Source organism: Brevundimonas naejangsanensis (assembly GCF_003627995.1).
Lineage (GTDB): Bacteria > Pseudomonadota > Alphaproteobacteria > Caulobacterales > Caulobacteraceae > Brevundimonas > Brevundimonas naejangsanensis_B.
On sequence record NZ_CP032707.1, the window covers coordinates 1,103,392 to 1,129,057 of the forward strand.

Annotated in this window: 25 protein-coding genes; 13 read left to right on the forward strand and 12 right to left on the reverse strand. The window is 69.4% G+C overall.

The genetic code is table 11. The features are described 5' to 3' along the window. Positions 1-267: 267 nt before the first annotated feature. On the reverse strand, positions 268-1,413 hold the full coding sequence (locus D8I30_RS05165; protein ID WP_121481788.1) for an AI-2E family transporter: 1,146 nt from the start codon (positions 1,411-1,413) through the stop codon (positions 268-270). Between the two features lie 115 nt (positions 1,414-1,528). On the opposite strand from D8I30_RS05165, the gene D8I30_RS05170 reads away from it, so the two are divergent. Beyond that, entirely contained in the window at positions 1,529-3,040 is a 1,512-nt protein-coding gene (locus D8I30_RS05170; protein WP_121481789.1) for a helicase HerA-like domain-containing protein, read from the forward strand. Positions 3,041-3,257: 217 nt separating this feature from the next. On the opposite strand, the gene D8I30_RS05175 is transcribed toward D8I30_RS05170, so the two are convergent. Beyond that, positions 3,258-4,403 carry an MltA domain-containing protein gene (locus D8I30_RS05175; RefSeq protein WP_121481790.1) on the reverse strand — a complete coding sequence of 382 codons (1,146 nt, stop codon included), beginning with the start codon at positions 4,401-4,403 and terminating at the stop codon, positions 3,258-3,260. Then, entirely contained in the window at positions 4,403-5,017 is a 615-nt protein-coding gene (gene timA, locus D8I30_RS05180) for a TIM44-related membrane protein TimA (protein WP_121483403.1), read from the reverse strand. The genes D8I30_RS05175 and timA overlap by 1 nt, the downstream gene beginning before the upstream one ends. A 249-nt stretch (positions 5,018-5,266) precedes the next feature. Between timA and secB the strand changes: the two genes are divergently transcribed. After that, entirely contained in the window at positions 5,267-5,791 is a 525-nt protein-coding gene (gene secB / locus D8I30_RS05185) for a protein-export chaperone SecB (RefSeq protein WP_121481791.1), read from the forward strand. Between the two features lie 107 nt (positions 5,792-5,898). Here secB and dnaQ read toward each other — a convergent pair whose 3' ends face one another. The 5 genes from dnaQ to D8I30_RS05210 are packed head-to-tail and all read right to left on the reverse strand — an operon-like array spanning position 5,899 to position 9,575. Then, positions 5,899-6,624 carry a DNA polymerase III subunit epsilon gene (gene dnaQ / locus D8I30_RS05190; protein ID WP_121481792.1) on the reverse strand — a complete coding sequence of 242 codons (726 nt, stop codon included), beginning with the start codon at positions 6,622-6,624 and terminating at the stop codon, positions 5,899-5,901. 5 nt (positions 6,625-6,629) lie between these two features. Continuing rightward, a complete protein-coding gene (gene coaE / locus D8I30_RS05195) occupies positions 6,630-7,271 on the reverse strand; it encodes a dephospho-CoA kinase (protein ID WP_121481793.1) in 642 nt (213 codons plus the stop codon). Beyond that, positions 7,268-8,113 carry a shikimate dehydrogenase gene (gene aroE / locus D8I30_RS05200; protein WP_121481794.1) on the reverse strand — a complete coding sequence of 282 codons (846 nt, stop codon included), beginning with the start codon at positions 8,111-8,113 and terminating at the stop codon, positions 7,268-7,270. The genes coaE and aroE overlap by 4 nt, the downstream gene beginning before the upstream one ends. Then, positions 8,110-8,709 (reverse strand): Maf family protein, encoded by a 600-nt coding sequence (locus D8I30_RS05205; RefSeq protein WP_121481795.1) that lies wholly within the window; start codon positions 8,707-8,709, stop codon positions 8,110-8,112. The genes aroE and D8I30_RS05205 overlap by 4 nt, the downstream gene beginning before the upstream one ends. Then, positions 8,706-9,575, reverse strand: coding sequence for a pyruvate, water dikinase regulatory protein (locus D8I30_RS05210; protein WP_121481796.1), 870 nt, complete (start codon positions 9,573-9,575; stop codon positions 8,706-8,708). Before D8I30_RS05210 ends, D8I30_RS05205 begins: the two co-directional genes overlap by 4 nt. 484 nt (positions 9,576-10,059) lie before the next feature. Here D8I30_RS05210 and hemE point away from each other — a divergent pair, with 484 nt between their 5' ends. The 11 genes from hemE (at position 10,060) to D8I30_RS05265 (ending at position 20,766) form a co-directional block, all read left to right on the forward strand. Next, positions 10,060-11,094 (forward strand): uroporphyrinogen decarboxylase, encoded by a 1,035-nt coding sequence (gene hemE, locus D8I30_RS05215; RefSeq protein WP_121481797.1) that lies wholly within the window; start codon positions 10,060-10,062, stop codon positions 11,092-11,094. Next, positions 11,091-12,170: a ferrochelatase gene (hemH, locus tag D8I30_RS05220; RefSeq protein ID WP_121481798.1), complete on the forward strand. Its 1,080-nt coding sequence runs from the start codon at positions 11,091-11,093 to the stop codon at positions 12,168-12,170. Before hemE ends, hemH begins: the two co-directional genes overlap by 4 nt. Positions 12,171-12,180: 10 nt before the next feature. Further along, positions 12,181-12,648 (forward strand): CopD family protein, encoded by a 468-nt coding sequence (locus D8I30_RS05225; RefSeq protein WP_121481799.1) that lies wholly within the window; start codon positions 12,181-12,183, stop codon positions 12,646-12,648. Positions 12,649-12,898: 250 nt separating this feature from the next. Continuing rightward, positions 12,899-14,395 (forward strand): transcription termination factor Rho, encoded by a 1,497-nt coding sequence (rho, locus tag D8I30_RS05230; RefSeq protein ID WP_025976428.1) that lies wholly within the window; start codon positions 12,899-12,901, stop codon positions 14,393-14,395. 126 nt (positions 14,396-14,521) lie between these two features. Further along, positions 14,522-14,761 (forward strand): DUF6489 family protein, encoded by a 240-nt coding sequence (locus D8I30_RS05235; RefSeq protein WP_121481800.1) that lies wholly within the window; start codon positions 14,522-14,524, stop codon positions 14,759-14,761. 136 nt (positions 14,762-14,897) lie between these two features. Further along, complete coding sequence (mnmE, locus tag D8I30_RS05240; protein ID WP_121481801.1) at positions 14,898-16,211, forward strand: tRNA uridine-5-carboxymethylaminomethyl(34) synthesis GTPase MnmE; 1,314 nt, start codon at positions 14,898-14,900, stop codon at positions 16,209-16,211. Between the two features lie 82 nt (positions 16,212-16,293). Next, positions 16,294-18,189: a tRNA uridine-5-carboxymethylaminomethyl(34) synthesis enzyme MnmG gene (mnmG, locus tag D8I30_RS05245; RefSeq protein WP_205570749.1), complete on the forward strand. Its 1,896-nt coding sequence runs from the start codon at positions 16,294-16,296 to the stop codon at positions 18,187-18,189. Continuing rightward, complete coding sequence (gene rsmG / locus D8I30_RS05250; protein ID WP_121481803.1) at positions 18,189-18,809, forward strand: 16S rRNA (guanine(527)-N(7))-methyltransferase RsmG; 621 nt, start codon at positions 18,189-18,191, stop codon at positions 18,807-18,809. Before mnmG ends, rsmG begins: the two co-directional genes overlap by 1 nt. Next, positions 18,799-19,620: a ParA family protein gene (locus D8I30_RS05255; protein ID WP_121481804.1), complete on the forward strand. Its 822-nt coding sequence runs from the start codon at positions 18,799-18,801 to the stop codon at positions 19,618-19,620. Before rsmG ends, D8I30_RS05255 begins: the two co-directional genes overlap by 11 nt. Positions 19,621-19,650: 30 nt before the next feature. Next, entirely contained in the window at positions 19,651-20,538 is an 888-nt protein-coding gene (locus D8I30_RS05260) for a ParB/RepB/Spo0J family partition protein (RefSeq protein WP_121481805.1), read from the forward strand. A 36-nt stretch (positions 20,539-20,574) separates the two neighbouring features. Next, positions 20,575-20,766, forward strand: a complete 192-nt coding sequence (locus tag D8I30_RS05265) for a hypothetical protein (RefSeq protein WP_121481806.1) — start codon at positions 20,575-20,577, stop codon at positions 20,764-20,766. A gap of 170 nt (positions 20,767-20,936) precedes the next feature. Here D8I30_RS05265 and holA read toward each other — a convergent pair whose 3' ends face one another. The 4 genes from holA to D8I30_RS05285 form a co-directional block, all read right to left on the reverse strand. Then, positions 20,937-21,989 (reverse strand): DNA polymerase III subunit delta, encoded by a 1,053-nt coding sequence (holA, locus tag D8I30_RS05270; protein WP_121481807.1) that lies wholly within the window; start codon positions 21,987-21,989, stop codon positions 20,937-20,939. A 10-nt stretch (positions 21,990-21,999) separates the two neighbouring features. Beyond that, positions 22,000-22,482, reverse strand: coding sequence for an LPS assembly lipoprotein LptE (lptE, locus tag D8I30_RS05275; protein ID WP_121481808.1), 483 nt, complete (start codon positions 22,480-22,482; stop codon positions 22,000-22,002). Then, complete coding sequence (gene leuS / locus D8I30_RS05280) at positions 22,482-25,061, reverse strand: leucine--tRNA ligase (protein ID WP_121481809.1); 2,580 nt, start codon at positions 25,059-25,061, stop codon at positions 22,482-22,484. Before leuS ends, lptE begins: the two co-directional genes overlap by 1 nt. Before the next feature lie 115 nt (positions 25,062-25,176). Further along, positions 25,177-25,626 carry a DUF3576 domain-containing protein gene (locus D8I30_RS05285; protein WP_121481810.1) on the reverse strand — a complete coding sequence of 150 codons (450 nt, stop codon included), beginning with the start codon at positions 25,624-25,626 and terminating at the stop codon, positions 25,177-25,179. Positions 25,627-25,666: the final 40 nt, after the last annotated feature.

Here is a 25,666-nt window from a genome sequence, read left to right on the forward strand (position 1 = left end):
CGCCGTCTCGGCCGCCAATTGAGACACGAACGCCCCAATTCCGCCGCGATCAAAGCCGCGCCACCGGTATCGGAAACAGGCCCCTGAAAACGAACAAGGCCGTCGAACGAAGTCCGACGGCCTGCTCGGTCCGGCGCTCAGGAGGGGGAGGGGAAGCGCCGGCCTCGGACGCCGCGGCCGGGAGGGGAGGGGAGGGCCGCGTCGTGTGAGGGTGAAATAGGAGCCGATTGCGGCGGTTCAAGGACATTGAGACAAGAAATTCGACGCCTAGGCCTGCGGCGGGGCGTCGCGGCCCCGCATCAAGGCGAACCAGGCGGAACGTCCCCTCTTCTGCGCCCCCGCCCTGTCCTTGACGGCGTAGGGCTCCCCGTCGCCCGAGAGCAGGACCGCCATCCAGCGCGACCCCTTGAACTCGGCCAGGATGGCCATGGCCATCACCGCCAGCGGCGTCGACAGGAACATGCCCGCCACGCCCCACAGCTTGCCCCAGAAGGCCAGGGCCAGCAGCACCACAATGGGGTCGATGTTCTGATTGTCGCCCTGCATGCGCGGCTGGACCAGATTGCCGACTAGGAAGAGCAGGGTCTGCAGCCCGACCAGCAGCACCAGGGCCGGCCAATAGCTCTCGAACTGGACCAGGGCGAACAGGGGCGGGGCTAAGCCCGCGATGGCCCCGCCCAACACCGGAATGAAGCTGACGACGAAGATGACGAAGGTCCAGAACTCCGCATTCTGGAGCCCCACGGCCCGCATCAGGCCCCAGGCCACGGCGCAGATCATCGCCCCCGTCACAGCCTGGACCCACAGATAGCCCTCGACCCCGCTGCGCACCCGCTCGAACACCTCCAGGGCCTCCTGGCGGGCGCCGCGCTTGGGGAACAGGCCGACCATCTTTTTGCGGAACCCCGCCTGCGAGGCCAGCAGGAAACCCAGGTAGACCATGACGAAGAAGCCGCCCGTGGCGATGCCCTGCACCTGGAAGGCGGCCGCGGTCAGCCAGCCGCGCACGTCGACGCCGGCGATCATGTCGTGCAGCGTCGGCGGGTCCTTGATCCCGATCAGGGCCGAGACGTCGCGGCTGATCTGGTCGATGCGCGGCCCCATGCCCCCGGCGACGCCCGAGGCGTCGGTGAAGAAGCCCGCGGCCCCGTCGACGATGATCCAGATCGAGAGCAGGAAGCCCAGCACCACCACGATCAGGGCGGCCGCGCCTGCGAAGCGCGAGGGGATCGGCGTGCCGCGTTCGATGGCGCGTTTCACCCCGTCGATCATGATCATCAGGAAAACCGCCATGGCCAGGGGCGTCAGTATGTCCCTCAGCCAGTAGAGCGCCGCCCCCGCCGCCACCACGGCGATGACGACCACCGCATTGGCGACGCCTGAGGACGGGGTGACGGTGATGGGCAGTTTCATGGAGCGGACTGTCGTCGCGGCGAGGACAGGCGTCAATCGCTCCGGGTCGGCTAGGTTCCGCCTTGCGGACATGGGCGAGACGATTAAGCATGAAGCCGCAAGCAGGAGACCGCGCATGACCGACTCCACCGCCCTGTTCCTCGGCCAGTCCCTCGAGGGCGCGCCCGAGCGATTGCTGCTCAACCGCGCCAACCGCCACGGCGTGGTCGCCGGCGCCACCGGCACGGGCAAGACGGTCACCCTGCAGATCATGGCCCAGGGCTTCTCCGACGCCGGAGTCCCCGTCTTCTGCGCCGATGTGAAGGGCGACCTGTCGGGCATCAGCCAAGCCGGAGACGTGCAGCGGTTCGCCGAGCGCGCCGGCCAGATGGGCCTCAGCCTGACCGGCCGGGCCGCGCCGGTCGTCTTCTGGGACCTGTACGGTGAGAAGGGCCATCCGATCCGAACGACCGTATCCGAGATCGGGCCTGTGCTTCTGGCCCGGATGCTAGACCTGAATGACGTTCAGGAAGGCGTCCTAGCGGTCGCCTTCCATGTCGCCGACAAGGACGGACTGCTGCTTCTTGATTTCGACGATTTGCGCGCCCTGTTAACTCATGTGGGCGAGAACGCCGCGACCATCGGGCGCGAAGTCGGCGCAGTGGCCCCCACCTCACTCGCCGCGATCCAGCGCGCGCTACTGCAGTTTGAGCAAGAGGGGGGACGGGCCTTTCTCGGCGAACCTGCGTTGCGCCTCGACGACATGCTCAGAACGGGCCTCGATGGTCGGGGCCAGGTAAACGTGCTTGACGCCACGCGGCTGATGAACAATCCGCGCCTCTACGGCGCTTTCTTGTTGTGGTTGCTGTCCGAACTTTTCGAACAACTTCCCGAAATCGGCGACCCGGAGAAGCCGCGTCTGGTTTTCTTCTTCGACGAAGCTCACCTGTTATTCCGTGATGCGCCCAAATCTTTGCTCGAGAAAATTGAGCATTTGGTTCGGCTCATCCGCTCCAAAGGCGTAGGGGTTTATTTCGTCACCCAAAACCCGGGCGACATTCCGCCTACAGTGCTGGGGCAACTGGGCAACCGCATTCAACACGCCCTGCGCGCCTACACCCCCGCTGAACAGCGCGGGCTGAAACTGGCTGCCGAAAGTTTCCGCGCCAACCCCGCCTTCGACACGGCCGAGGCCATCCAGGCCCTGGGAGTGGGCGAGGCCCTGGTGTCGACGCTCGACGAAAAAGGTGCGCCGAACGTGGTGGCCCAGACCAAGATTCGCCCGCCGGACTCGCGCCTGGGCCCTGCCACCGACGCCGAACGCGCCCAGATCATGGCCGCCAGCCCCGTGCGCGGGACCTATGACACGCCGATCAACCGCGAGTCGGCCGAAGAGGTGCTCAAGGCCCGCCGCGCCCAGGCCGACCGCATCGCGGCCGAGACCGCCCAAGCCCAGGCTCAGGCCCAAGCCGCCGACAAGGCCGCCCGCTCGACCCCGGCGTCGCGCCCGCCCGCCGCCCCGCGCCCGCGCGCCTCCAACCGCCAGACGCCGATGGAGGCCCTGACCAAGTCGGTCCTGCGCACCGCCGGCTCGACCATCACCCGCGAACTGCTGCGCGGCGTGCTGGGCAGTCTGAAGCGGCGCTAGCGGCGCCGTCGGCCCCGAGATTGGGCGTCCTTCAGAGAAAACGCCTGCCCCGGCGAACCGGGACAGGCGAGTGAAGGGATGGAATTGACCGCGACAGCGCCCAGGAGCGGGAGGCCGGCCCCGTCTCGGCGTCGATCCACGGGGAGAGTTCCCTGATCGGACGATCCATAGGCGCAGCTATAGACAACAATGTCAACAACTCGGGCGGGCCGCGCCCTCAGCCCTTCGGCGTCAGCCGCCACATGCGCAAGGGGTGACGCACGGCGCCCGCCTCGTATCCGGCGGCGTCGCCCCGGCCGATATAGAGGTCGGCGCGCACCGGACCGCGGATGGCCGACCCGGTGTCCAACGCCATGACCCAGCCGCGATAGCTGGCCCGGGCGCCGCGAAGATTGCCGCCGTCGGCCTCGATCCAGACCGCCTCGCCATAACTCCAGCGCGAGGGGTCGACCGCCACCGAGCGGCGCGCGGGCAGGGGCACGCCGGCCGCCCCCGTCGCCTCCCTGCCGTCGTCGGGAGCCAGGGTGAAGAAGATGTAGCGCGGGTTGAGCCGCATCACCGCCCGCGCCTGTTCGCCCCGATGAGCCGCCAGCCAGGCGCGGATCGCCTCGCCCGAGGTTCCGTTCGGCGGCAGGAGGCCCTGGTCAGCCATGGGCCGGGCGATGCCGACGAAGCGGGCCCCGTTGTCGGCGGCGTAGGCGGCGCGCATCCGCGCCCCGTCGGGAAAGCTCAGCGTGCCCGAGCCCTGGATCTGCAGGAAGAAGAGGTCCTCGGCCCGCATCCAGCCCAGGACCGACGCCTGGGCCGAGCCGGCCTCGATGGCGGCGCGGTCGCCGACCTCGGCCAGATTGGCCGGACGGCTCAGGACCGGGGCGTCGAACTCGGCGTCGGGGGCGCGACGCGCCGGGTATTCGGGCGCGAAATAGGCGGTCAGCAGGCCGGTGGCGGCGTCGCCGTCGGGGCGCACCTCGGCGGCCAGGAAACGGCTTTCCAGATAGGCGCGCGCGTCGCTGGGGGAGGGGCGGCGGGCGACCAGATCGCGCGCGTCGCGACAGGTCTCGACGGCGATCCGCAAGGGGCCGCAGCCGGCGGCGTAGGCGGTCAGGGCCGCCAGATGGTCCTCCTCGGCCCAGCCGGGCAGGGCGGTCAGGCTGACGGCGCCCGCCGGCGGCGGCGACACCGGCGGCGTCGCGGGCGACGACGGCCAGGCGGAGCCCGGCCCCGGCGCGACCGGCGCGGGAGGCGAGGGCCTTGGGGGCGCAGAGGCGCAGGCCGCCGCCAGCAGGAGCAGCGACAGGGCGCCGAGAGAAGCGAGGCGTCGGGCCGCGCCCGCCGTGTCGAGGGGCACGGAACCGGCGATCATCAGGCGGTCGCCGGTTCGACGCGGGCCAGGGACCAGTTGGGGTCCGCCGCGCCCAGGCGGCGCTCGAAGGTCCAGACCTCGGCGGTGCGGCGGTCGTCGCTGGCGGACTGGCCGGCGGCCGGAGTCACGGTGCTGCGCACCTCGGCCAGGAAGCGGACCTTGGCCTGGGCGCGATCGCCCTCGGCCGTGGCCAGCTCCAGATCGGCGCGGGGCGGGTGCAGCAGTTCGACCGTCTCGGTCTCGCCGCGCGCCTCGCGCGCCGCCATGCCCGCCTCGAAGGAGGCCAGCACCTTGTCGGTCAGCAGGGGACGCAGGGCGTCGCGGTCGCCGCGGGCATAGGCGGTGACGATGGTCTCATAGGCCTGGCGCGCGCCGTCCAGGAAGCGATGCGGGTCGAAATTGGGCTCGCGCGCCTTCAGCCCGGCGATGGCGGCGGTCACGGCCGGGTCCAGCACAGGCCCGCGCTGGGCGTCGGGCGCGCTCTGGGCCGGTCCGACGGCCACCGGCGCGGGATTGTCCTCCGGCTGGCGGCCGACCTTCTTGCCCAGGACGTTGTAGAGCTGGAACAGCAGCACCGCCGCGATGACGGCGAAGATCACGATCTGAAAGGTCACCGGCACGGGCGTTCCCTGAGTTGTCGGGCCTTCATCCCCTCGGCGGGGGCCGCCGGATTCCCCCGGCGGGCGAAAAGGCGTGGCGTCTTCCGTTGATTAGGGGGCGATCCGGGCGGGCGCAAGGTGAAGGAGGCGACGAACGCGGGTCCCAGCGTTGCGGCACAGGGTCCCATCATGCTACCGCCGCCCCTTAACGTCCGCGTCCGGCCGGAGGCGGAGTCCCCTTTTCAAGACGGTTTTTCCTACGCCATGACCGACGCCACGACGCCCGCCGACACCAACGGCCAGACGCCCGACCAGACCCAGGCCCAGGGCCAGCCGCAGGGCCCCGGCTTCCGCATCCTGGCGCAATACGTCCGCGACCTGTCGTTCGAAAACCCCAAGGCGCCGGACAGCCTGCGTCTCGACGGCAAGCCCGCCATCGACATGGGCGTCGAGATGAACGCCCAGGGCCGCCCCGACGGCCTGTTCGAGGTCGACCTGAAGCTGTCGATCAAGGCGACGGCCGACGACAAGTCGCCGGTGTTTCACGTGGAACTGCTCTACGGCGGCCTGTTCGCCCTGCAGGGCGTCCAGCCCCAGGACATCGAGCCCCTGCTGCTGATCGAGTGCCCGCGCTACCTCTTCCCCTTCGCGCGCCAGATCATCGCCCAGGCGACGGCCGACGGCGGCTTCTACCCGCCCTTCATGGTCGACCCGATCGACTTCGCCGCCATCTACATCGCCCGCCAGCAGCAGATCGCGGGCGCCCCGGCGGAAACCGGCCAGGCTTGATAGAGGGTCGCTAACGCGAGGCGCGCGCCGCCTCGCTGCTTGAGCGACATGCCGTTGGAGGGGCGTCCGAAAGGGCGCCCCTTTTTCGTGGGCGCCTTTCGTGGGCGTCAGGCGGCTTCTTCAGCCTCGACCTCGACCGTCACGCCGTAGCCGGCCCACAGGCTGAAGTCCTTGAGGGTCGCCTTGAGGAAGGCCAGGTGGGCCGCCTCTTCCTCGGCCGTGACGAAGGAGGGCAGGGGCCGCGGCCGGGCGCCATGGGCCACGCGCACCGCCGTCTCCGCCGCCCCGGCGCGCGTCGAGGTCAGGTCAAGCGCCCGTTCCTTGCCGCCGCGCAGCTCCAGATAGACCTCCGCCAGCAGGCGGGCGTCGATCAGGGCGCCGTGCAGGGTGCGCTCGACCAGGCTGATCTTGAACCGCTTGCACAGGGCGTCCAGCGAGTTGGCCATGCCCGGAAACCGCTTCTGGGCCAGGGCCAGGGTGTCGATCCAGCGATCCTGCGGCGGCGGGCGGCGGCCGATGCGGCCGATCTCGAAATCGATGAAGTTGCGGTCGAAATTGGCGTTGTGCGCGATCAGGGGCGCATCGCCGAGAAACTCCATCAGGTCGTCGATCACCTCATGGAATTTGGGCGCGTCCTTGACCTTGTCGTCGGTGATGCCGTGCACCTTGATGGCGTCCGGCGGGATCAGCCGCTCGGGGTTGATGAAGCGGTGAAAGGTCCGCCCCGTCGGCAGCAGGTCCTCGATCTCGATGCAGCCCACTTCGATCAGCCGGTCGCCCGTCTTGGGGTCGAAGCCGGTGGTTTCGGTGTCGAGGACGATTTCGCGGGCCATGGCCCTTAATGCCGGGCTTCGTCCTTTTGGGAAAGGGCGCCGCGCGGCGGCGTCCACGACGGCGACAGAACCGTCCCCACGATGGCGCGCACCTGATCGCGCGCCGCCTCCAGCCCCCGGCCGGTGTCGACTAGGAAGTCGGCGCGGGCGCGCTTCTCGGCGTCCGGCGTCTGGCGCGCCAGGATGGCGTCCAGACGTTCACGGGTCATGCCCGGGCGGGCCAGGACGCGTTCGGCCTGGATGGCGGCGTCGGCCGTGACCACGACCACGGCGTCGACGAAGGCGTCGCCTCCCGTCTCGAACAGCAGGGGAATGTCGACGACCGCCAGCCTCACCCCGTCGGCCGCCGCCGCCTTCAGCGCCTCGGCCCTGTCGGCGGCGACCAGGGGATGGACCAGGGCTTCCAGCCGCCGGAAGGCGGTCTCGTCGCGCCCCAGGGCCTCGGCCAGCCGCGCGCGATCGACGGCGCCGTCGACGACGACGCCGGGGAAGGCCCGGCCCAAGGGTTCGACCGCCGCTCCGCCGGGGGCGTAGAGGCGATGGACGGCGGCGTCGGCGTCCCAGACCAGGGCGCCGGCCTCGGCGAACATGCGCGCCGTGGTCGACTTGCCCATGCCGATCGATCCGGTCAGGCCCAGGACGATCATGCGGCCTCGCCCAGATGCGCCAGCAACAGGGCGCGCAGGTCCAGCGGCGGCGGCGGAACGCCGAAGATCGCCTCGAACGAAGGCGCCGCCTGGCCGATCAGCATGGCCAGACCGTCCACCGTGGTCAGGCCGCGCGCCCGCGCCTCCGCCAGCAGCGGCGTCAGGACGGGCTTGTAGGTCATGTCCATGACCACGGCCGAGGGCTTGAGCGCCTCCAGCGCGATCTCGGGTGGGACGCTCAGGGCGTTGATGACCAGGTCGGCGCGCTCCAGCACCCCGGCGTCCTCGGCGACTGAGACCGCCGGGCCCAGGTCGGCGGCGAGGGCCTCGGCCCGCTCGCGGGTGCGGTTCAGGATCGACAGGGACGCGCCCGCCTCGATCAGGGCGCCCGCGCCCGCCCGCGCCGCGCCGCCCGCGCCGAGGATGACGACGGACGCCCCCTTCAGCGCCAGGTCCGGCGCCTGTTCGGCCAGGGCGTAGAGCACGCCGGCGCCGTCGGCGCTGTCGGCGCGCACCCGGCCGTTGTCGAAGACCAGGATGTTGGCCGAGCCGGTCAGGCGGGCCTTCGCCCCGGCCTCATCGGCCAGGGCGAAGGCCTGCTCCTTGAAGGGGGCCGTGACGTTGACCCCGGCGATCAGCCCGGCCCGCCCGGCGGCGACCAGGGTCTCGAACCCGGCCGCGTCGCGCGGGGAAAAGGCGACATAGGCGCCGTCCACCCCGCCGGCCTCCAGCCAGGCGTTGTGGATCACCGGGCTGAGCGAATGGCGAACAGGCTGGCCGACGATCCCGCCCAGCCGGGCGGCGCCGGTGATGCGGCCGAAGGTTGCAGGCGCCGGGCTCACGATGCGATCACTCCCGCGCGGCGCAACTCGGCCAGGACCGGCCACAGCGGCAGACCCAGAACGGTGAAATAGTCGCCCTCGACCGCTTCGAACAGCTGCGAGCCCAGCCCCTCGAGCCGGTAGGAGCCGACGCAGGCCAGCAGGGCCTCGCCCTCGGCCGCCAGATAGGCGTCGAGGAAGGCGTCGGAGAAGTCGCGCATCCGCATCTCGACCGTGTCGACGCCCGACCAGACCACCTGGCCGTTGCGGGCCAGGGCGGCGCCGGAATGCAGCTGGTGCGTGCGGCCGCGCATGGCGGCCAGCCGCTCGCGCGCGGCCTGAAGCGTCGGGGCCTTGGACACCAGGCCGCCCTCGAAGGCCAGGGTCTGGTCGGCGCCCAGCACCCAGGCGTCGGCGTCGTGGCGCGACACCGCCAGGGCCTTGGCCCGCGCCAGTTCGACGGCCAGTTCGGCCGGGTCGACGCCCGGCGCCTTCAGAGCGTCCTCGTCCACGTCGGCGACCTGGACGGCGAAGGGCACGCCGGCGTTGGCGAGCATGGCGCGCCGGGCGGCGCTCTTGGAGGCCAAGATCAGGCGTTCGCCGTCGGTCGTCGTCACATCGGGGCTCCCAGACGGCGGCTGCGCCGCTCGCTCAACAGATTGATGATGGCCGCCGCCGTCTCCTCGACCGAGCGCCGGGTCACGTCGATCGTCGGCCACCCCCGCCGCTCGAAGGCGCGCCGGGCCTTGATGGTCTCCTCGCGCACGGAGTCATGGTCGACATAGGCCGAGGCGTGGCCGACGTTCAGCCCTTCCAGCCGGTTGCGGCGGATCTGCACCAGACGATCGGGCGAAACCGTCAAGCCGACGACCAGCGGATGCTTGAGCCCCGTCAGCCGTTCACCGTCCTCCTGGCCCGGCACCAGAGGCACGTTGGCGGCGCGGATGCCGCGGTGGGCCAGATAGATGCAGGTCGGGGTCTTGGACGTCCGGCTGACCCCGCACAGCACCACGTCGGCCTGCTCAAGCTGCTCCAGCGTGCCCTGGCCGTCGTCATGGGCGATGGCGTAGTCGAGCGCGCTCATGCGGTTGAAATAGCCGGTGTCCAGGGCGTGCTGCGCCCCGACCCGGGCCGAGATGTCCGCCCCTAGATAGCGCGACAGGGCGCCGACCAGGGGGTCCAGCGCCCCGATCTGCGGCATCTGCAGCCGCCGACAGCCTTCCTCCAGCTGGGTGCGCAGGTCGCGGTCGACCAGGGTGTGCAGCACCACGCCCGGCGCGGCCGCCACCTCTTCCAGCACCCGCTCCATCTGCTTGGGCGACCGCACCAGGGCGTAGATGTGCTCGATGGGAATGACGCCGTCGAAGCGCGCGATCACCGCCTTGGCCATGGCGTTCAGCGTCTCGCCGGTCGAGTCCGAAACCAGGTGGACGTGGAAATAGGTGGCCAGGCGCGAGGCGCCGAACGGACGGGCGGGGCTCATGAGGACGGCGTCTCCTTCAACGATCCGGTCGGATCATCCCCGCGCCCTGTTGAAAAGCCGGGGCGCCGTTCGAGAAAGACCGGGCGCCGAATCCTCTAGCAAGGCTGGGCGCCGGTCGCGAGCGGGGATCGCGGGCGCCGTTCCGCCGATCGGCGCCGGAGTCGTCAGCCTGGGCGCCGAGGATTCATCCCATGCTGTGGGCAGGAGTCGCTGTCCAAATTCGGCGCCCGTGGATTCACCCACAACGGCGCCCAGAGGCAAACCCGAGTCTGGCGGGTGTTTCACGGCTTATCCCCATGACTCACACCCCGGTCGCAGGGGCAGCGGAATCCTCCGGCCGGCGCCGGGGACTAACGGGAGTCGAGCCGGGACGGTCCCCAGTTATCCCCGCGCTCCCCGGCCCTGCTTCCAACCTCTAATTCTTTCAATTCTTAAATCTGAATAGGGATTGAGGCTTGGGGGTGTGCATCCTAAAGCCCAAGGCATGAGCACGCCCCTTCTGATCCAGGCTCTCCAGGGCCAAACCCTTTCCCGCCCGCCCGTATGGTTCATGCGTCAAGCCGGGCGCTACCTGCCGGAATACCGCGAGTTGCGGACCAAGGCGCCGGACTTCATCTCCTTCTGCCTGAATCCGGAGATGGCGGCCGAGGCGACGCTGCAGCCGATGCGCCGGTTCGGCTTTGACGCCGCCATCGTCTTCGCCGACATCCTGCTGATCCCGGGCGCCCTGGGGCAGAAGGTGTGGTTCGAGGCGGGCGAAGGGCCGCGCCTGGGCGCCCTGCCGTCGGTGCAGTCCATGGCCGACAAGGCTCAGCAGGCTGGAGAGGCCCTCAAGGCTGTGGGCCAGACCTTGGCCCTGGTGCGCGCGGAACTGGAGCCGGAACGCGCCCTGATCGGCTTCGCCGGCGCTCCGTGGACCGTGGCCACCTATATGCTGGACGGCGAACACCGGACCATGGGCAAGGGCGAGCGCGCCGCCGCCCGCACCTACGCCTACACCCAGCCTGACATCGTCTACGGCCTGCTCGACGTGCTGGTCGAGGCCACCGCCCACTACCTGAAGATGCAGCAGGACGCCGGCGCCCAGGTGCTGAAGATCTTCGAGAGCTGGGCCGAGGGCCTGCCCGACGATCTGTTCGAGAGCCTGGTGCTGAAACCGCACCAGAAGCTGGTGGCCCGCGCCCGCGAACTGGGCGTCACCGTGCCGCTGATCGGCTTCCCGAGGGGCTCGGCGGCCCTGGCGGAACGCTATGCGCGCGAATGCGACGTGCAGGGCGTGGCCCTGGACACCGCCTGCCCGCTGGAAGTCGGCAAGCGCGTCCAGGCCATCAAGCCGATCCAGGGCGCCCTGGACCCGCTGCTGCTGCGCGCTGGGGGGCCGGCGCTGGATCGTCGCGTCGACCAGTTGATGGAGGCCTGGGGCCAGGGGCCGTGGATCTTCAACCTGGGCCACGGCATCCTCCCAGACGTGCCGATCGCGCATGTCGAGCAGGTGTTGAAGCGGATCGGCGCCCAATGACCCAGACCGCCACGACATCCGAGGGACGACCCGGCCGGCGCGTGGCGGTCGTCCTGACCAATCTGGGCGGTCCCGACCGACCCGAAGCGGTCAAACCCTTCCTGTTCAATCTGTTCAACGATCCGGCCATCATCGGTCTGCCGGGGATCGTGCGCACGCCGCTGGCGAAGCTGATCTCCAGCCGCCGGGAGGCTTCGGCCCAGGCCAACTACGCCCTGATGGGCGGGGGTTCCCCCTTGCTGCCCGAGACGCAGAAGCAGGCCGAGGCCCTGTCGCGCGCCCTGGCGGACGCCTCGCCGGGCGACGACAGCCGGGTCTTCATCGCCATGCGTTACTGGCATCCGCTGACCGAAGAGACGGCAGCGGCAGTCAAAGCCTTCCAGCCCGACCAGATCGTCCTTCTGCCCCTCTATCCGCAGTTCTCGACCACCACGACGGCCTCCTCGCTGAAGAAGTGGACCGAGTGCTACGACGGCCCCGGCGAGACCCACGTCGTCTGCTGCTACCCCGACGCCGAAGGCCTGATCGAAGCCCAGGTTCGCCTGATCCGGCAGACGTTGGACAAGGCGCAAGGCAAGCCGGTGCGGGTGCTGTTCTCGGCCCACGGCATCCCCGAGAAGCTGGTCACAGCGGGCGATCCCTATCAGGCCCAGGTCGAGGCGACCGTGGCCGCCGTGGTCGAGCGCATGGGCCTGACCGACTGGGCTATCTGCTATCAGAGCCGGGTCGGTCCGCTGAAATGGCTGGGCCCCCCCACGCCTGACGCCATCGAACAGGCGGCCAAGGACGGCGTGGGCGCGCTGGTCGTGCCGATCGCCTTCGTCTCCGAACATATCGAGACCCTGGTCGAACTGGACATGGAATACGGCGAACTGGCCCATAAGGTTGGTTGCGCCCCTTATCTGCGCGCGCCGACGGTCAGCGCCGACCCGGTTTTCATCACCGCCCTGGCCGATGCGGTCGCGCGGGCGCTGGAGACGCCGGGGACCGCGCCGCAGGGGGCTTCGCAGGGTGGACCATGCGCCGGCTTGAAAGCCTGCCCGTCCGGCTGTTCAAAGGGCTCCAGGACGGCCTGAGGGGATCGACATGGACTATTACAATCTGGCCCGCGGGCTGCACATCCTGGCGGTGATCGCCTGGATGGCCGGAATGCTCTTCCTGCCGCGTCTGTTCGCCTATGACGCCGAGCAGAACGCCAAGCCTGAACCCTTGCGCGGCGAGATGCAGGCCCTGCTGCGTATCTGGCAGACGCGGCTGCTGCGCATCATCATCAACCCGGCCATGATCCTGGCCTTCATCTTCGGCGGCTGGCTGCTGTGGCTGCGCAGCGGCGACGGCGCCGACTGGTCCTTCGCCCATCAGCCGTGGATGATGACCAAGCTGATCGGCGTCTTCCTGCTGGCCGGTTGGCACGGCTTCCTGGCGGGGCAGCGCAAGAAGATCGCGGCAGGCACGTCGAAATATTCTGGCCGTTTCTGGCGCATGACCAATGAGATTCCCTTCGTCCTGGCCATCATCATGGTGTTGTCGGTGACGATGGAATGGAGTTTCTAAGCGCCCGGACGCGAGCAACGCGGTCGTTCGCGGCCTGAAGGCTCTTGACCCGCATGGGTCTTTCGTGGTTCCGCTGCGGTGAACCGTGCGGCCGATCCGTGCAGCGCGGTCCCTCTCTTTTGCGACGCCTGCCGGTTTGAGCCTGCGGGAACCCGTCGCCCTCCCTCCCAGCCCTTGCGGCTGAAGCCATTACGACCTTTCTGCTCCTGGCCGCCTCGCCGCGTCCGGGCGCGCGAACGAGCACGCCATCATGACCGATACGCCTGAGACTCCGGACACCGAAGTCGCTGAAAATGCAACGGAAACGCCGGTCGAGCGGCCGCGTCGCACCCTCAGCCTGGGCGGCAGCCGCGCGGCGGCGCCGGTCGAGGAGGCCGAGCCCGAAGTCCCGGTTCAGCCTATCTCTGACGACGACGACCATGGCGTCGACACCACGGCCGAGGATGATGATGAGGACGACGACGGCGAGCCCATCGTCCCCAACGGCCGCATCACGCTTCAGGAACTGAACGAGAAGACGCCGGAAGACCTGGTCGCCTTCGCCGAGGGCCTGGACATCGAGAACGCCGGCAACCTGCGCAAGCAGGACCTGCTGTTCGCCATCCTGAAGACCCTGGCCGACGAAGAGGTCGAGATCATCGCCTCGGGCGTGCTGGAGATCCTGCCGGACGGCTTCGGCTTCCTGCGCAGCCCCGACGCCAACTATCTGCCGGGTCCGGATGACGTCTATGTCTCGCCGTCGCAGATCCGCCGCTTCGGCCTGCGTTCGGGCGACACGGTGCACGGCGCCGTGCGCGGCCCGCGCGAGGGCGAGCGCTATTTCGCCCTGCTCAAGGTCGACACGATCAACTTCGAAGATCCGGAGATGGTCAAGACCAAGGTCCTGTTCGACAACCTGACCCCGCTCTATCCCGAAGAGCGGCTCAACATGGAGATCCAGGATCCGACGCTGAAGGATCGCTCGGGCCGGGTCATCGACATCGTCGCGCCCCTGGGCAAGGGCCAGCGCTGCCTGATCGTCGCCCCGCCGCGCGTCGGTAAGACGATGATGCTGCAGAACATCGCCAAGTCGATCGAGCGCAACCACCCCGAAGTCTTCCTGATCGTCCTGTTGATCGACGAACGCCCCGAAGAAGTCACCGACATGCAGCGCACGGTGAAGGGGGAGGTCGTCGCCTCGACCTTCGACGAGCCGGCCACCCGCCACGTCGCCGTCGCCGAGATGGTGATCGAAAAGGCCAAGCGCCTGGTCGAGCACAAGAAGGACGTGGTGATCCTGCTGGACTCCATCACCCGCCTGGGCCGCGCCTACAACGCCACCGTCCCGTCGTCGGGCAAGGTGCTGACCGGCGGCGTCGACGCCAACGCTCTGCAACGTCCCAAGCGCTTCTTCGGCGCCGCGCGCAACGTGGAGCAGGGAGGGTCGCTGACCATCATCGCCACCGCCCTGATCGACACCGGCAGCCGCATGGATGAAGTGATCTTCGAAGAGTTCAAGGGCACCGGCAACTCGGAAATCGTCCTGGACCGCAAGGTCGCCGATAAGCGCATCTTCCCAGCCATCGACGTGCTCAAGTCCGGCACCCGCAAGGAAGACCTCATCACGCCGAAGGACCAGCTGGCCAAGACCTATGTCCTGCGCCGCATCCTCAACCCGATGGGCCCGCAGGACGCGATCGAGTTCCTGCTCGACAAGCTGCGCCAGTCCAAGAACAACGGCGACTTCTTCCAGTCCATGAACACCTGATAGCGTCCCTATCGCCTCGCACGCGGTGCGAGGCTGCTTGAAGGACGTTCTCTCAAGCAGCCGCACGCCGCGCGTGCGGCGGCAGAGAACAAAGACTGTGTTTCACGTGAAACAGGATCGGGCGTCATGAAGCTGAACATCGAGATCGACTGCACCCCGGCCGAGGCCCGCGCCTTCCTGGGCCTGCCGGACGTGACCGTGCTCAACGACCATCTGGTCGCCGAGATGCAGAAGCGCATGGACGCCAACATGGCGTCCCTACAGCCCGACGAGCTGATGAAGACCTGGACCAGTTTCGGCGTCCAGGCCCAGGACCAGTTCCGCCGCCTGATGGAAGCCGTCGTCACGGGCGCGCCCAAGCCGTGAGGCCCCTGTTCTCCTCCCTACGAAGTGGGGAGGTGGATCGGCGGCGCAGCCGACGAGACGGAGGGGCTGTTTCCTTCCGCGCTGGCCCCTCCACCACTTCGTGGTCCCCCTCCCCATGGAATGGGGAGGAGAAGCTATGACCGACACCATCTTCGCCCTCGCCACGCCGCCGGGCCGCGGCGCCGTCGCCATCCTGCGCCTGTCGGGTCCGGACACGGAAGCGGCCCTGTCAGCTCTGGGGGCAGGGGGGCTTGCCCCGCGCCTGGCCTCGGTGCGCAGCCTGCGCCATGACGGCCGTCTGATCGACGAGGCCCTGGTGCTGCGCTTCGTCGCTCCGCGCTCCTATACCGGCGAGGACTCGGCCGAGCTGCACCTGCACGGCGGCCGCGCCGTGATCGAGGCGGCCAGCACGGCCCTGATCGCGCTCGGCCTGCGTCCGGCCGAGCCGGGCGAGTTCACCCGCCGCGCCTTCCAGAACGGCCGCATGGACCTGGCCCAGGCCGAGGCCGTGGCCGACCTGATCGACGCCGAGACCGAGGCCCAGAAGGCCCAGGCCCTGGGCCAGCTCGACGGCGCCCTGTCCGCCGCCTACGGGGGCTTCCGCCGCGACCTGCTAAAGGCCCTGTCCCTGGTCGAGGCCGAGATCGACTTCCCCGACGAGGAGGTGCCGGACAACCTGGCCCGCGCCGCCGGGCCGGTTCTGGACTCCCTGGCCGCCGACCTGCGCACGGCTCTGGCCGATTCCGATCGCGGGCGGCGGGTGCGCGAGGGCTATCGCATCGTCCTGATCGGCGAGACCAACGCGGGCAAGTCGTCCCTGTTCAACGCCCTGGTCGCGCGCGAAGCGGCCATCGTCACCCCCATCGCCGGGACGACGCGCGACGTGCTGGACGCCGACGTCATGATCGGCGGCTACGCCGTCACCCTGTCGGACACGGCGGGCCTGCGCGACAGCGACGACGTGGTGGAGGCCGAGGGCATCCGCCGCGCGCGGCTGCGGGCCGAGGGCGCCGATCTGCGTCTCTGGGTCCGTTCGCCGTCGACCGAAGGCGTCGAGGACCCGGCCGCGGCCTTCATGCGGCCCTCCGATCTTCAGGTGCTGAACAAGGCCGACCTGGGCGCTGTGGCGCCGGCGCCGGACCTCGAAGCCCTGACGGTCAGCACGGCGACGGGGCAGGGGCTGGCCGAGCTGCATGACTGGATCGCGGCTCGCCTGGCGCGCGATCTGTCGGGCGCCGATTTCCCCGCCGTGACGCGCGAGCGCCACCGTCGCCGCCTGGCCGAGGCCCTGGCCGCCGTCGAGGCGGGACGCCGCGCCCTCGACCTGGCGCCCGAGATGGCCGGCGACGACCTGCGCCGCGCGGCCGACGCCCTGGCGCGCGTCACCGGCGCCATCGGGGTCGAGGACATCCTTGGCGAGGTCTTCTCCTCCTTCTGCATCGGCAAATAGGCCCAGCTATCGCCTGTTTCACGTGAAACAATGGTTCTCGAGCCGGTGGCGATTCTCGGCTGAATGGCTTATGTCGTCGCCCATGAGTTCGACCCCCGATCACACCTCCGACGTCGTCGTCATCGGCGGCGGCCACGCCGGCTGCGAGGCCGCGACGGCCGCCGCGCGCGCGGGCGCCCGCACCCTGCTTCTGACCCAGAAGCTCGAGACCATCGGCGAGATGAGCTGCAACCCGGCCATCGGCGGCCTGGGCAAGGGCCATCTGGTGCGCGAGATCGACGCCCTGGACGGCGTCATGGGCCGCCTGGCCGATGTGTCGGGAATTCAGTTCCGCCTGCTGAACCGGTCCAAGGGCGCCGCCGTGCGCGGCCCGCGCAGCCAGATCGACCGCCGTCTGTATCGCGAGGCCATGCAGGCCGAACTGGCCGGCTATCCGAATCTGAGCCTGATGGCGGGCACGGCCGAGGGGTTGATCCTCAACGGCGACCGGGTGGTCGGCGTGCGGACGGGAGCAGGGGAGGCGATCCGCGCCGGCGCCGTGGTGCTGACGACCGGCACCTTCCTCAACGGCGTCATCCATCGCGGCGAGCTGCGCATTCCGGCGGGCCGTCATGGCGAGGATCCGTCGACGGGCCTCGCCGGTGATCTGCACGCGGCCGACCTGATGATGGGTCGGCTGAAGACTGGCACGCCGGCGCGGCTGGACGGCCGCACCATCGCCTGGGATCGGCTGGAGACGCAGGCGGCCGACGACGAGCCCGTGCCCTTCAGCTTCCTGACCGACAAGATCGCGGTGCCGCAGATCGCCTGCGGCGTGACCCATACGACCGAAGAGACGCACCGGATCATCGCCGACAACCTCGGCGAAAGCGCCGTCTATGGCGGCAAGCTGTCGGGACGGGGGCCGCGCTACTGCCCCTCGATCGAGGACAAGGTGGTCCGCTTCGCCGACAAGACCAGCCACCAGGTCTTCCTCGAGCCCGAGGGGCTGGACGATCCGACCGTCTATCCCAACGGTATCTCGACCTCGGTGTCCGACGCCACCCAGATGGCGTTTCTGCGCACCATGCCGGGTCTGGAGCAGGTCGAGGTCTTCCGCTTCGGCTACGCCATCGAATACGACTATGTCGATCCGCGCGAACTGACCCCGGCGCTGGAGGTCAAGAAGCGCCCCGGCCTCTATCTGGCCGGACAGATCAACGGCACGACCGGCTATGAAGAGGCGGGGGCCCAGGGCCTGATCGCCGGGCTCAACGCCGCCCGCGCCGCGGCGGGGTCGGCCCCGCTGATCCTCGGCCGCGACCAGGCCTATATCGGCGTCATGATCGACGACCTGGTGACGCGCGGCGTGACCGAGCCCTATCGCATGTTCACCAGCCGGGCCGAATACCGTCTGACCCTGCGGGCCGACAACGCCGACCAGCGCCTGACGCCCATCGGCATCGAGGCCGGAATCGTCGGTTCGGAACGCGCGAAAGTATGGCTGGACAAGTCGGACCAGTTGGACCGGGCGAACCGTGTTTCACGCGAAACGCAGTTCACGCCCAAGGAGGCGGGCGCCCTCGGCATCGCGGTCAACGCCGACGGCCAGCGCCGCTCGATCCGCGACCTGCTCGCCTTCCCGAACGTGACCCTGGATCAGTTCGTCGCCGTCCGGCCCGAGATCGCCGACTGGTCGCCCGCCGTGCGCGAGCAGGTCGAGATCGACGCCGTCTACGCCGGCTATCTGGATCGCCAGGCTCAGGACGCCGAGGCCCTGCGTCGGGAGGACGGGCTGGCCCTGCCTTCCGACCTCGACTACGCCGCGATCGGCGCCCTGTCGAACGAGGTGCGCGAGAAGCTGGCCATGATCCGTCCCCTGACCCTGGGCCAGGCCGGGCGCATCGAGGGCATGACGCCGGGCGCCCTGACGGCGCTGCTGGCCCATGTGAAGAAGGTCAAGGGCGCGGAAGCGGATCTCGCGGCGGTCGTCGCCTGATGTCGGACGCCATTCAGACCTTCCGCGTCCAGACGGGCGCCAGCGACGCCAACATCGCCGACCTGCAGACCTTCCTCGCCATGCTGACCGAGGCGAACGCGGTGATGAATCTGGTCGGGCCAGACACGATTCCGGACTTCTGGAACCGCCACGCCTGGGACAGCGCCCAGCTGCTGAGCCTGGCGCCCGAGGCCAGGACCTGGGCCGATCTCGGAGCCGGGGCCGGCTTCCCCGGCGTGGTTCTCGCGATAATGCTGAAGGGTCGACCGGGCGCCCATGTCTGGCTGGTCGACAGCCTGGGCAAGCGCTGCCGCTTCCTTCAGACCATCGTGGATGCGCTCGAATTGCCCGCGACCGTGGTCAACGGACGCGCCGAGGAACAGGCGATCACGGTCGATGTCGTCACCGCCCGCGCCGTGGCGGCGATGGAGAAGCTATTGGGTTATGCACAGCCCTACTTCCAACGCGGTGCAAAAGGCCTGTTCCTTAAGGGCGAGAAAGCCGAGGCTGAGTTGAAAGAAGCGCGCCGGGTCTGGCAGTTTGAGGCCGAGCTTACGGTCTCGCGCAGCGATCCGCGCGGCCGCATCGTTTCATTGGGGAGCCTTCGCCGTGTCCGTTGAGTCCGTTAAGCAGCCCCGTATCCTGGCCGTCTCCAACCAGAAGGGCGGAGTCGGCAAGACCACGACCGCCATCAACCTGGGAACGGCGCTCGCCGCCATCGGCGAAAAGGTGCTGATCGTCGATATGGACCCGCAGGGCAACGCCTCCACGGGTCTGGGTGTTCCACGTGAAACACGGCGGGTCACCATCTACGACGTCATCGTCGATGGTCGACCGGTGGACGAGGCCGCCATTGAGACCGCCGTGCCCGGCCTGTTCATCATCGCGGCCGACGCGGACATGTCCGGCGTCGAAATTGAGCTGAGTCAGGCCGATCGCCGCTCCTATCGCCTGCGCGACGCCCTGGCCAGGCAGGGGGGGGCGGGTCATTCCCGGTATGACTATGTGCTGATCGACTGCCCGCCGTCGCTGAACCTGCTGACGCTGAACGCCATGGCGGCGGCGGACGCCGTCCTGGTGCCGCTGCAGTGCGAATTCTTCGCCCTAGAGGGCCTGACCCAGCTGATGCGGACCATCGACATGGTGCGCCAGAGTTTGAACCCGGCGCTGGAGATCCAGGGCCTGGTCCTGACCATGTACGACCGCCGCAACGCCCTGTCGGGCCAGGTGGCGGCCGATGTGCGCGCCCACTTCGGTGACAAGGTCTATGACAGCGTCATCCCCCGCAACGTCCGCGTGTCCGAGGCGCCGTCATTCGGCAAGCCGGCCCTCATCTATGATCTGAAATGCGCGGGCAGCCAGGCCTATCTGAAGCTGGCGCGTGAACTGGTGGCGCGCGAGCGCCAGCGTCGTCAGGCCATGGCCGCCTGATCCACTTAATAAAGCAACGGAAACAGCATCTTGTCCGAACGTCAGCGTGGTCTGGGCCGGGGTCTCTCGGCGCTTTTGGGAGAAAACGCGCAGGAGCCCGTCGCCGTCGACGCGACCGGCCCGGCGCCCGCGGGCGTTCAGCGCGCGCCGATTGAGACGCTGAAGCCCAACCCGGACCAGCCGCGCAAGATCTTCGCCAAGACCGACCTGGACGAGCTGACCGCCTCCATCCGCGACAAGGGGGTGCTGCAGCCCATCCTGGTCCGCAGCCAGCCGGGCCAGCCGGGGCAGTGGCAGATCATCGCCGGCGAGCGCCGCTGGCGCGCGGCCCAGGCCGCGCGTCTGACCCAGGTGCCGATCGTCGTGCGCGAGATGGACGACATCGAGGTGCTGGAAGTCGGCGTCATCGAGAACGTTCAGCGCGCCGACCTGAACCCGATGGAAGAGGCCAACGCCTACGCCGTGCTGATGGAGCGCTTCGGCCGCACCCAGGACGCCCTGGCGGGCGTGGTAGGCAAGAGCCGCAGCCACGTCGCCAACACCCTGCGCCTGCTGCAGCTGCCCGAGGCGGTGCGCGGGCATGTGGTGCGCGGCGACCTGTCGGCCGGCCACGCCCGCGCCCTGATCACCGCGCCGAACGCCGAGGAACTGGCGGCCGAGGTCATCGCCAAGGGCCTGAACGTGCGCCAGACCGAGGCCCTGGCCCGCCGCGCGGCCGAGGGGCCGAAGCCGGTGAAGGCCAAGGCCGTGGTGAACGGGGAGGGGGCCGCCGACATCGCCGCCCTGGAACAGGACCTGTCCGACGCCCTGGGGCTCAAGGTGTCCCTGGCCGACAAGGGCGGCAAGGGCGAGATCACCGTGAAGTACGGCACCCTGGAGCAACTCGACGACCTGTGCCGCCGCCTGATGCGGGGGTGAGGCTCTTTCCGGCGCCGTTCATGTTAGGGTGGCGTCATGACTGAGAACTCTGACAAACCCAGCGCCGCCGAAGCCCTGAAACGGGCCCTGGCGGCCAAGCAGGCGGCGAGCCGGAACGCGGGCGCCTTCGGCGGCGTAGCCGGAGCCGCCACGACCGAGAAATCCATGCAGCGCCAGTCCGTGGCGCTGAACAAGCCAGCCTTCCGGCGCGCGTCGAAGCGCGGCTGAGCTTCTCCTCCCCACTTTGTGGGGAGGTGGATCGACGCCGAAGGCGACGAGACGGAGGGGCCGCTTGGTTCTGCTGGCGTGAGCCCCTCCACCGCTACGCGGTCCCCCTCCCCAGTGCATGGGGAGGAAAGCCTAGCCCTCAAGCAGCGCGTCAGCGCGGTAGGGCCGCTTTAAAGCCCCATGCGCTTGGCGCGGGCGGCGATCTCGAGCAGCAGGCGTTCGGCGATCAGGGCCTCGGGCATGCCCGTGGTCTTGGTCATGACGTCGGCCGTGTTGACGCTATCCTGCACCTCGTCGAGCAGCTCCAGCCGCCAGCCGCGCGCCTGGCGCAACATTTCGGCCTCCTGTTTCCAGAAGACGCCGGCGGCCTTGGCGGCCTCCTTGGCCCCGGCTCCGTTGGCTTGCAGGATATTGATCCGGCGCAGCCTTCCGAGATGAAGCGAGGTCATGCGCACGGCCATGACGGCGCTTTCGCCCTCGGCTAGGGCGCGGCGCAGGCCCGCCTGCGCGGGGCCGGGGCGGCCGCCGAACGCCTGTAGGGCGGCGTCGGACAGGGAGGCGTCGGGCTCGACCCCCAGATGGGCGTCCAGCTCTTCGACGTCGATGGTGCGGCCGGAGCCGGGGCCGATGTAGAGGATCAGCCGCTCGATCTCCTGACGCATCAGGCCGCGTTCGCGGGGCAGGCGGGCGACGAAACGGTCCAGGGCGTCGCTGGTCAGGCCGACCTTGTCGGCGCCCAGGGCTTCGCGCGTCATGCGGGCGACGTCGCCGACCTCGTCCTCGTAGCAGGCGATGGCGACCGCGCCCTGGGCCTTTTCGGCGGCCTTGCGCAGGGCGGATTCGCGGCCTAGCGCCCCGGCCTCGATCACCAGCATGGCGTCGGGGTTGTAGGCGCCCTCGGCGTGGGCGCTCAGGGCGGCGGCCACGGCCTTGTCGACGCCGCCCTTGGCGTCTCCCATGCGCACCCGCACCAGACGCCGCCCGCCGATCATGCTCAGCGCCGTCAGGGCCTCTTCCAGCCGAACCGGGTCGCCGTCGATATCGGCTTCGGTCAGCAGGGTGACGTTGAAGGGGTCGTTCAGGTCCGGGGTGATCGCCTTGCACAGGGTCAGGGCGCGCTCGGTCACGCCCGAGCGGTCCTTGCCGTGGATGACGGCGGCGCGGACGCCGGCGTCCGGCGCCTTGAGGAAGCGATCGACCTCGGGCCGTTTGGACAGGATCATGCGGCGGCCTTCAGCGGCCGGCCAGGGCGCGCATCATGTCCAGGCGGATCAGCCGCGCCAGATCGGCGGCGGCGCGGTCCTCGCCGTTCTGCTGGGCGGCGATGGCGGCATAGGGCTGGTCGGCGGCGGCGTAGGTGACGGTCGTGGTCTGCACGCCCTTGATGGGCTGGCCGCCCGCCACGGGGGCCAGGGACCAGGCCGCCTTGACCGTCAGCTCATAGCGGCTGGCGGTGTCGTCGATGCGGCGGCCCAGGGGACGACGCTTCTGCTCGACCTCGGTCGTCAGGCGATAGAGGGGCGCCTGGGCGCCGTCCCAGCCGAAGGCGTCCTCCAGCTGTTCGCGCAGGCGATAGCCCAGGCGGTCGTCCGGCGCAGCCACGGCGATGCGCGACAGGCCGGCGCCGACGCCCGCCTCCCCATACATCGGCGTGAAGCCGCAGCCGGACAGCAGCGCCGCTCCGGCCAGGACCAGCAGGAGGCGCCCGCCGCGCATCAGCCAGCCACCAGATTGACGATACGATCAGGCACGACGACCACCTTGCGGATGCTGAGGTTGTTGGCGGCAAGGTAGGCCTGAACCGTCGGATTGGCGAGAGCGGCGGCCTCGACCGTCGCATTGTCCGAACCGCGCGGCAGGACGACCTCGCCGCGACGCTTGCCGCCGATCTGGACGGGCAGGGTGACCTGATCGTCGGCGGCCAGGGCCGGGTCATAGGCGGGCCAGGGCGCGTCCAGCACCATTCCGGCCTCGCCCAGCTGGGTCCAGCATTCCTCGGCCAGGTGCGGGGTGAAGGGCGCCATCAGCCGCGCCAGGGCCGACAGGGCGGTCTTCTTGGCCTCAGCCCCCGCCTTGTCGTGTTGTCGGATGGTGGCCAGGAAGGCGTAGAGCTTGGCCACGGCCGAGTTGAAGCGGAAATGCTCGACGCCCTCGCTGACGGCCTTGATGGCCTTGTGCGTCTCGCGGATCAGGGCGGCGTCGGCATCGGCGTTGGCCGGCGCGGCGGCGTCGAATGAGGCGTATTCGCCCCAGACCCGCTGCACGAAACGGGCGGCGCCCTCGACCCCGCCGGTCGACCACTGGATGTCGCGCTCGGGCGGGCTGTCGGACAGGATGAACAGGCGCCCGGCGTCCACGCCATAGGCGGCGATGATGTCTTGCGGCGCGACCACGTTCTTCTTGGACTTGGACATCTTTTCGATGTCGCCGATCGTCACTGCGGCGCCGGTGGACAGGCGTGTGGCCACGCGCTGGCCATCGACCGTCTCGATGCGCACGTCCGACGGCTCGACCCAGCGCGGTTTGCCGCTGTCTTCATGGCCGTCGAAATAGGTTTCGTGGACCACCATGCCTTGGGTGAACAGGCCGGCGAACGGCTCCTTCACGTCCATCAGGCCGGCGTCCGACAGGGCGCGGGTGATGAAGCGGGCGTAGAGCAGGTGCAGGACGGCGTGCTCGACGCCGCCGATGTACTGGTCGACCGGCAGCCATTTGGCGGCGGCGGCCTTGTTGATCGGCTCGGCCGCCTTGGGATCGGCGAAGCGGGCGAAATACCAGCTGGAGTCGACGAAGGTGTCCAGGGTGTCCGTCTCACGCCGGGCGGCGGCGCCGCACGACGGACAGTTGACGTGTTTCCAGGTCGGGTGGCGGTCCAGGGGGTTGCCCGGTACGTCGAAGGTGACGTCCTTGGGCAGTTCGACCGGCAACTGGTCGGCCGGAACCGGCACGACGCCGCAGGCCTCGCAGTGGATGATCGGGATGGGGCAGCCCCAGTAACGCTGGCGGCTGACGCCCCAGTCGCGCAGGCGATAGATGGTCGCGCCCTGGCCCGTTCCGGCGGCCTCGATGCGGCGGATGGCCTCGGCCTTGGCGGCCTCGATGTCCAGGCCGTTCAGGAAGTCGGAATGGAAGATGGCGCCGGGGCCGGTATAGGCCTCGTCAGCCACGGCGAAGTCGTCGCCCGCGCCCTCGGGGCGGACGACCGGGATCACCGGCAGGTCGTATTTGCGGGCGAAGTCCAGGTCGCGCTGGTCATGCGCCGGGCAGGCGAAGATGGCGCCCGTTCCGTAGTCGGACAGGATGAAGTTGGCGATCCACACCGAGACCTCGGCCCCGGTGAAGGGATGGACGACCTTGAGCCCCGTGTCCCAGCCGATCTTCTCGGCCTGTTCGATGTCGGCCTGGCTGGCGCCGCCCTTGCGGCATTCGGCGACGAAGGCGGCGACCTTGGGATCGGCCTCGGCCAGCTGCTTCGAGATCGGATGATCGGGGGCCAGCCCCATGAAGCTGGCGCCGAACAGGGTGTCCGGGCGGGTGGTGTAGATCTCCAGCCCGTCGTCGAAACCGGCCGGGGCGGCGCCCGACCAGGCCCATTTCATCTGCAGGCCCTTGGACCGACCGATCCAGTTTTCCTGCATGAGACGGACCTTCTCGGGCCAGCGGCCTTCCAGCTCGGAAAGGCCGTCGATCAGATCGTCCGCATACTGAGTAATTCGCAGGAACCACTGGTTCAGCTTGCGCTTCTCGACCACGGCGCCCGAACGCCAGCCGCGCCCGTCGATGACCTGTTCATTGGCCAGGACGGTGTTGTCGACCGGGTCCCAGTTGACCACGCCGTCCTTGCGATAAACCAAGCCGCGCTTGAACAGCTCCAGGAACCATTCCTGCTGCTTGCCATAGTATTCGGGGTCGCAGGTGGCGAACTCGCGCGACCAGTCCAGCGACAGGCCCAGAAGCTTGAGTTGGTCGCGCATCGTCGCGATGTTGGACCAGGTCCAGTCCCCGGGGTGGACGCCGCGCTCCATGGCCGCGTTCTCGGCGGGCATGCCGAAGGCGTCCCAGCCCATCGGGTGCAGGACGTCGAAGCCCTGCGCCCGCTTCCAGCGCGCCACCACGTCGCCCATGACGTAGTTGCGGGCATGGCCCATGTGGATGTTGCCCGACGGATAGGGGAACATCTCCAGCACATAGTATTTCGGACGGCCGGTATCGGCGTTGGACACCGAAAAGGCGTCGGCCTCGGCCCATCGGGCCTGCTGGCGGGGTTCGGCGGTCTTGGGCTCGTAACGGGCCACGGCTTATCCTGAGGTCTCGCCCCAGGCGCGAAGCTCTGAGGCGGCCCTGAGGTCTGCGTTGAACGGCGAAGGGGAGGGGAGGCGGCGCCTGGGCGGCCGGCCTTGGAGGCCCGTCTTAGCGACGGGCCGCGTTGGCGAGGTTGAGCTGGCGCGCCTTGGTGAGGATGGCGTTCTCCAGGTCGGTTTCGGTTTGGGCGGCGACCGGGGCCGAGACCCAGCCGCCCGAGGCGTCGCGGACTTCCTTGGTCACGGCAACGTTCAGGGCGTCGGCGCGCAGGCGGCGATCCAGGATGAAGACGGTGGCCTTGAAGCGCTCGTTCGGCGTCTGCGGATTGACGTACCAGTCGTAGTTGACGACCCCGCCCCACGGATCGGCGCTGGCCAGGGGCATGAAGGACAGGGTGTCCAGGGTGGCGCGCCACAGATAGGCGTTCACGCCGATGCCCAGCTGGGCTTCCATCGAGGGCGCCTTGGCCTTCGACCCGCCGAACGGCAGGCTGGAGCAGCCGCCGAGCACCAGGCCCGAGGCGATCAGGGCGACCGCAGCGCCGCGAACAAGAGCCATTCCGTGATCTCCGTAAAGGGTTTGACGTCGCATGAGGGGG

Coding starts and splice junctions, on each gene's coding strand:
- D8I30_RS05165 (WP_121481788.1), bottom strand. CDS start 1,413: ATGAAACTGCCCATCACCGTCACCCCGTCCTCAGGCGTCGCCAATGCG.
- D8I30_RS05170 (WP_121481789.1), top strand. CDS start 1,529: ATGACCGACTCCACCGCCCTGTTCCTCGGCCAGTCCCTCGAGGGCGCG.
- D8I30_RS05175 (WP_121481790.1), bottom strand. CDS start 4,403: ATGATCGCCGGTTCCGTGCCCCTCGACACGGCGGGCGCGGCCCGACGC.
- secB (WP_121481791.1), top strand. CDS start 5,267: ATGACCGACGCCACGACGCCCGCCGACACCAACGGCCAGACGCCCGAC.
- dnaQ (WP_121481792.1), bottom strand. CDS start 6,624: ATGGCCCGCGAAATCGTCCTCGACACCGAAACCACCGGCTTCGACCCC.
- coaE (WP_121481793.1), bottom strand. CDS start 7,271: ATGATCGTCCTGGGCCTGACCGGATCGATCGGCATGGGCAAGTCGACC.
- D8I30_RS05210 (WP_121481796.1), bottom strand. CDS start 9,575: ATGAGCCCCGCCCGTCCGTTCGGCGCCTCGCGCCTGGCCACCTATTTC.
- hemE (WP_121481797.1), top strand. CDS start 10,060: ATGAGCACGCCCCTTCTGATCCAGGCTCTCCAGGGCCAAACCCTTTCC.
- hemH (WP_121481798.1), top strand. CDS start 11,091: ATGACCCAGACCGCCACGACATCCGAGGGACGACCCGGCCGGCGCGTG.
- D8I30_RS05225 (WP_121481799.1), top strand. CDS start 12,181: ATGGACTATTACAATCTGGCCCGCGGGCTGCACATCCTGGCGGTGATC.
- rho (WP_025976428.1), top strand. CDS start 12,899: ATGACCGATACGCCTGAGACTCCGGACACCGAAGTCGCTGAAAATGCA.
- D8I30_RS05235 (WP_121481800.1), top strand. CDS start 14,522: ATGAAGCTGAACATCGAGATCGACTGCACCCCGGCCGAGGCCCGCGCC.
- mnmE (WP_121481801.1), top strand. CDS start 14,898: ATGACCGACACCATCTTCGCCCTCGCCACGCCGCCGGGCCGCGGCGCC.
- mnmG (WP_205570749.1), top strand. CDS start 16,294: ATGAGTTCGACCCCCGATCACACCTCCGACGTCGTCGTCATCGGCGGC.
- rsmG (WP_121481803.1), top strand. CDS start 18,189: ATGTCGGACGCCATTCAGACCTTCCGCGTCCAGACGGGCGCCAGCGAC.
- D8I30_RS05265 (WP_121481806.1), top strand. CDS start 20,575: ATGACTGAGAACTCTGACAAACCCAGCGCCGCCGAAGCCCTGAAACGG.
- holA (WP_121481807.1), bottom strand. CDS start 21,989: ATGATCCTGTCCAAACGGCCCGAGGTCGATCGCTTCCTCAAGGCGCCG.
- lptE (WP_121481808.1), bottom strand. CDS start 22,482: ATGCGCGGCGGGCGCCTCCTGCTGGTCCTGGCCGGAGCGGCGCTGCTG.
- D8I30_RS05285 (WP_121481810.1), bottom strand. CDS start 25,626: ATGGCTCTTGTTCGCGGCGCTGCGGTCGCCCTGATCGCCTCGGGCCTG.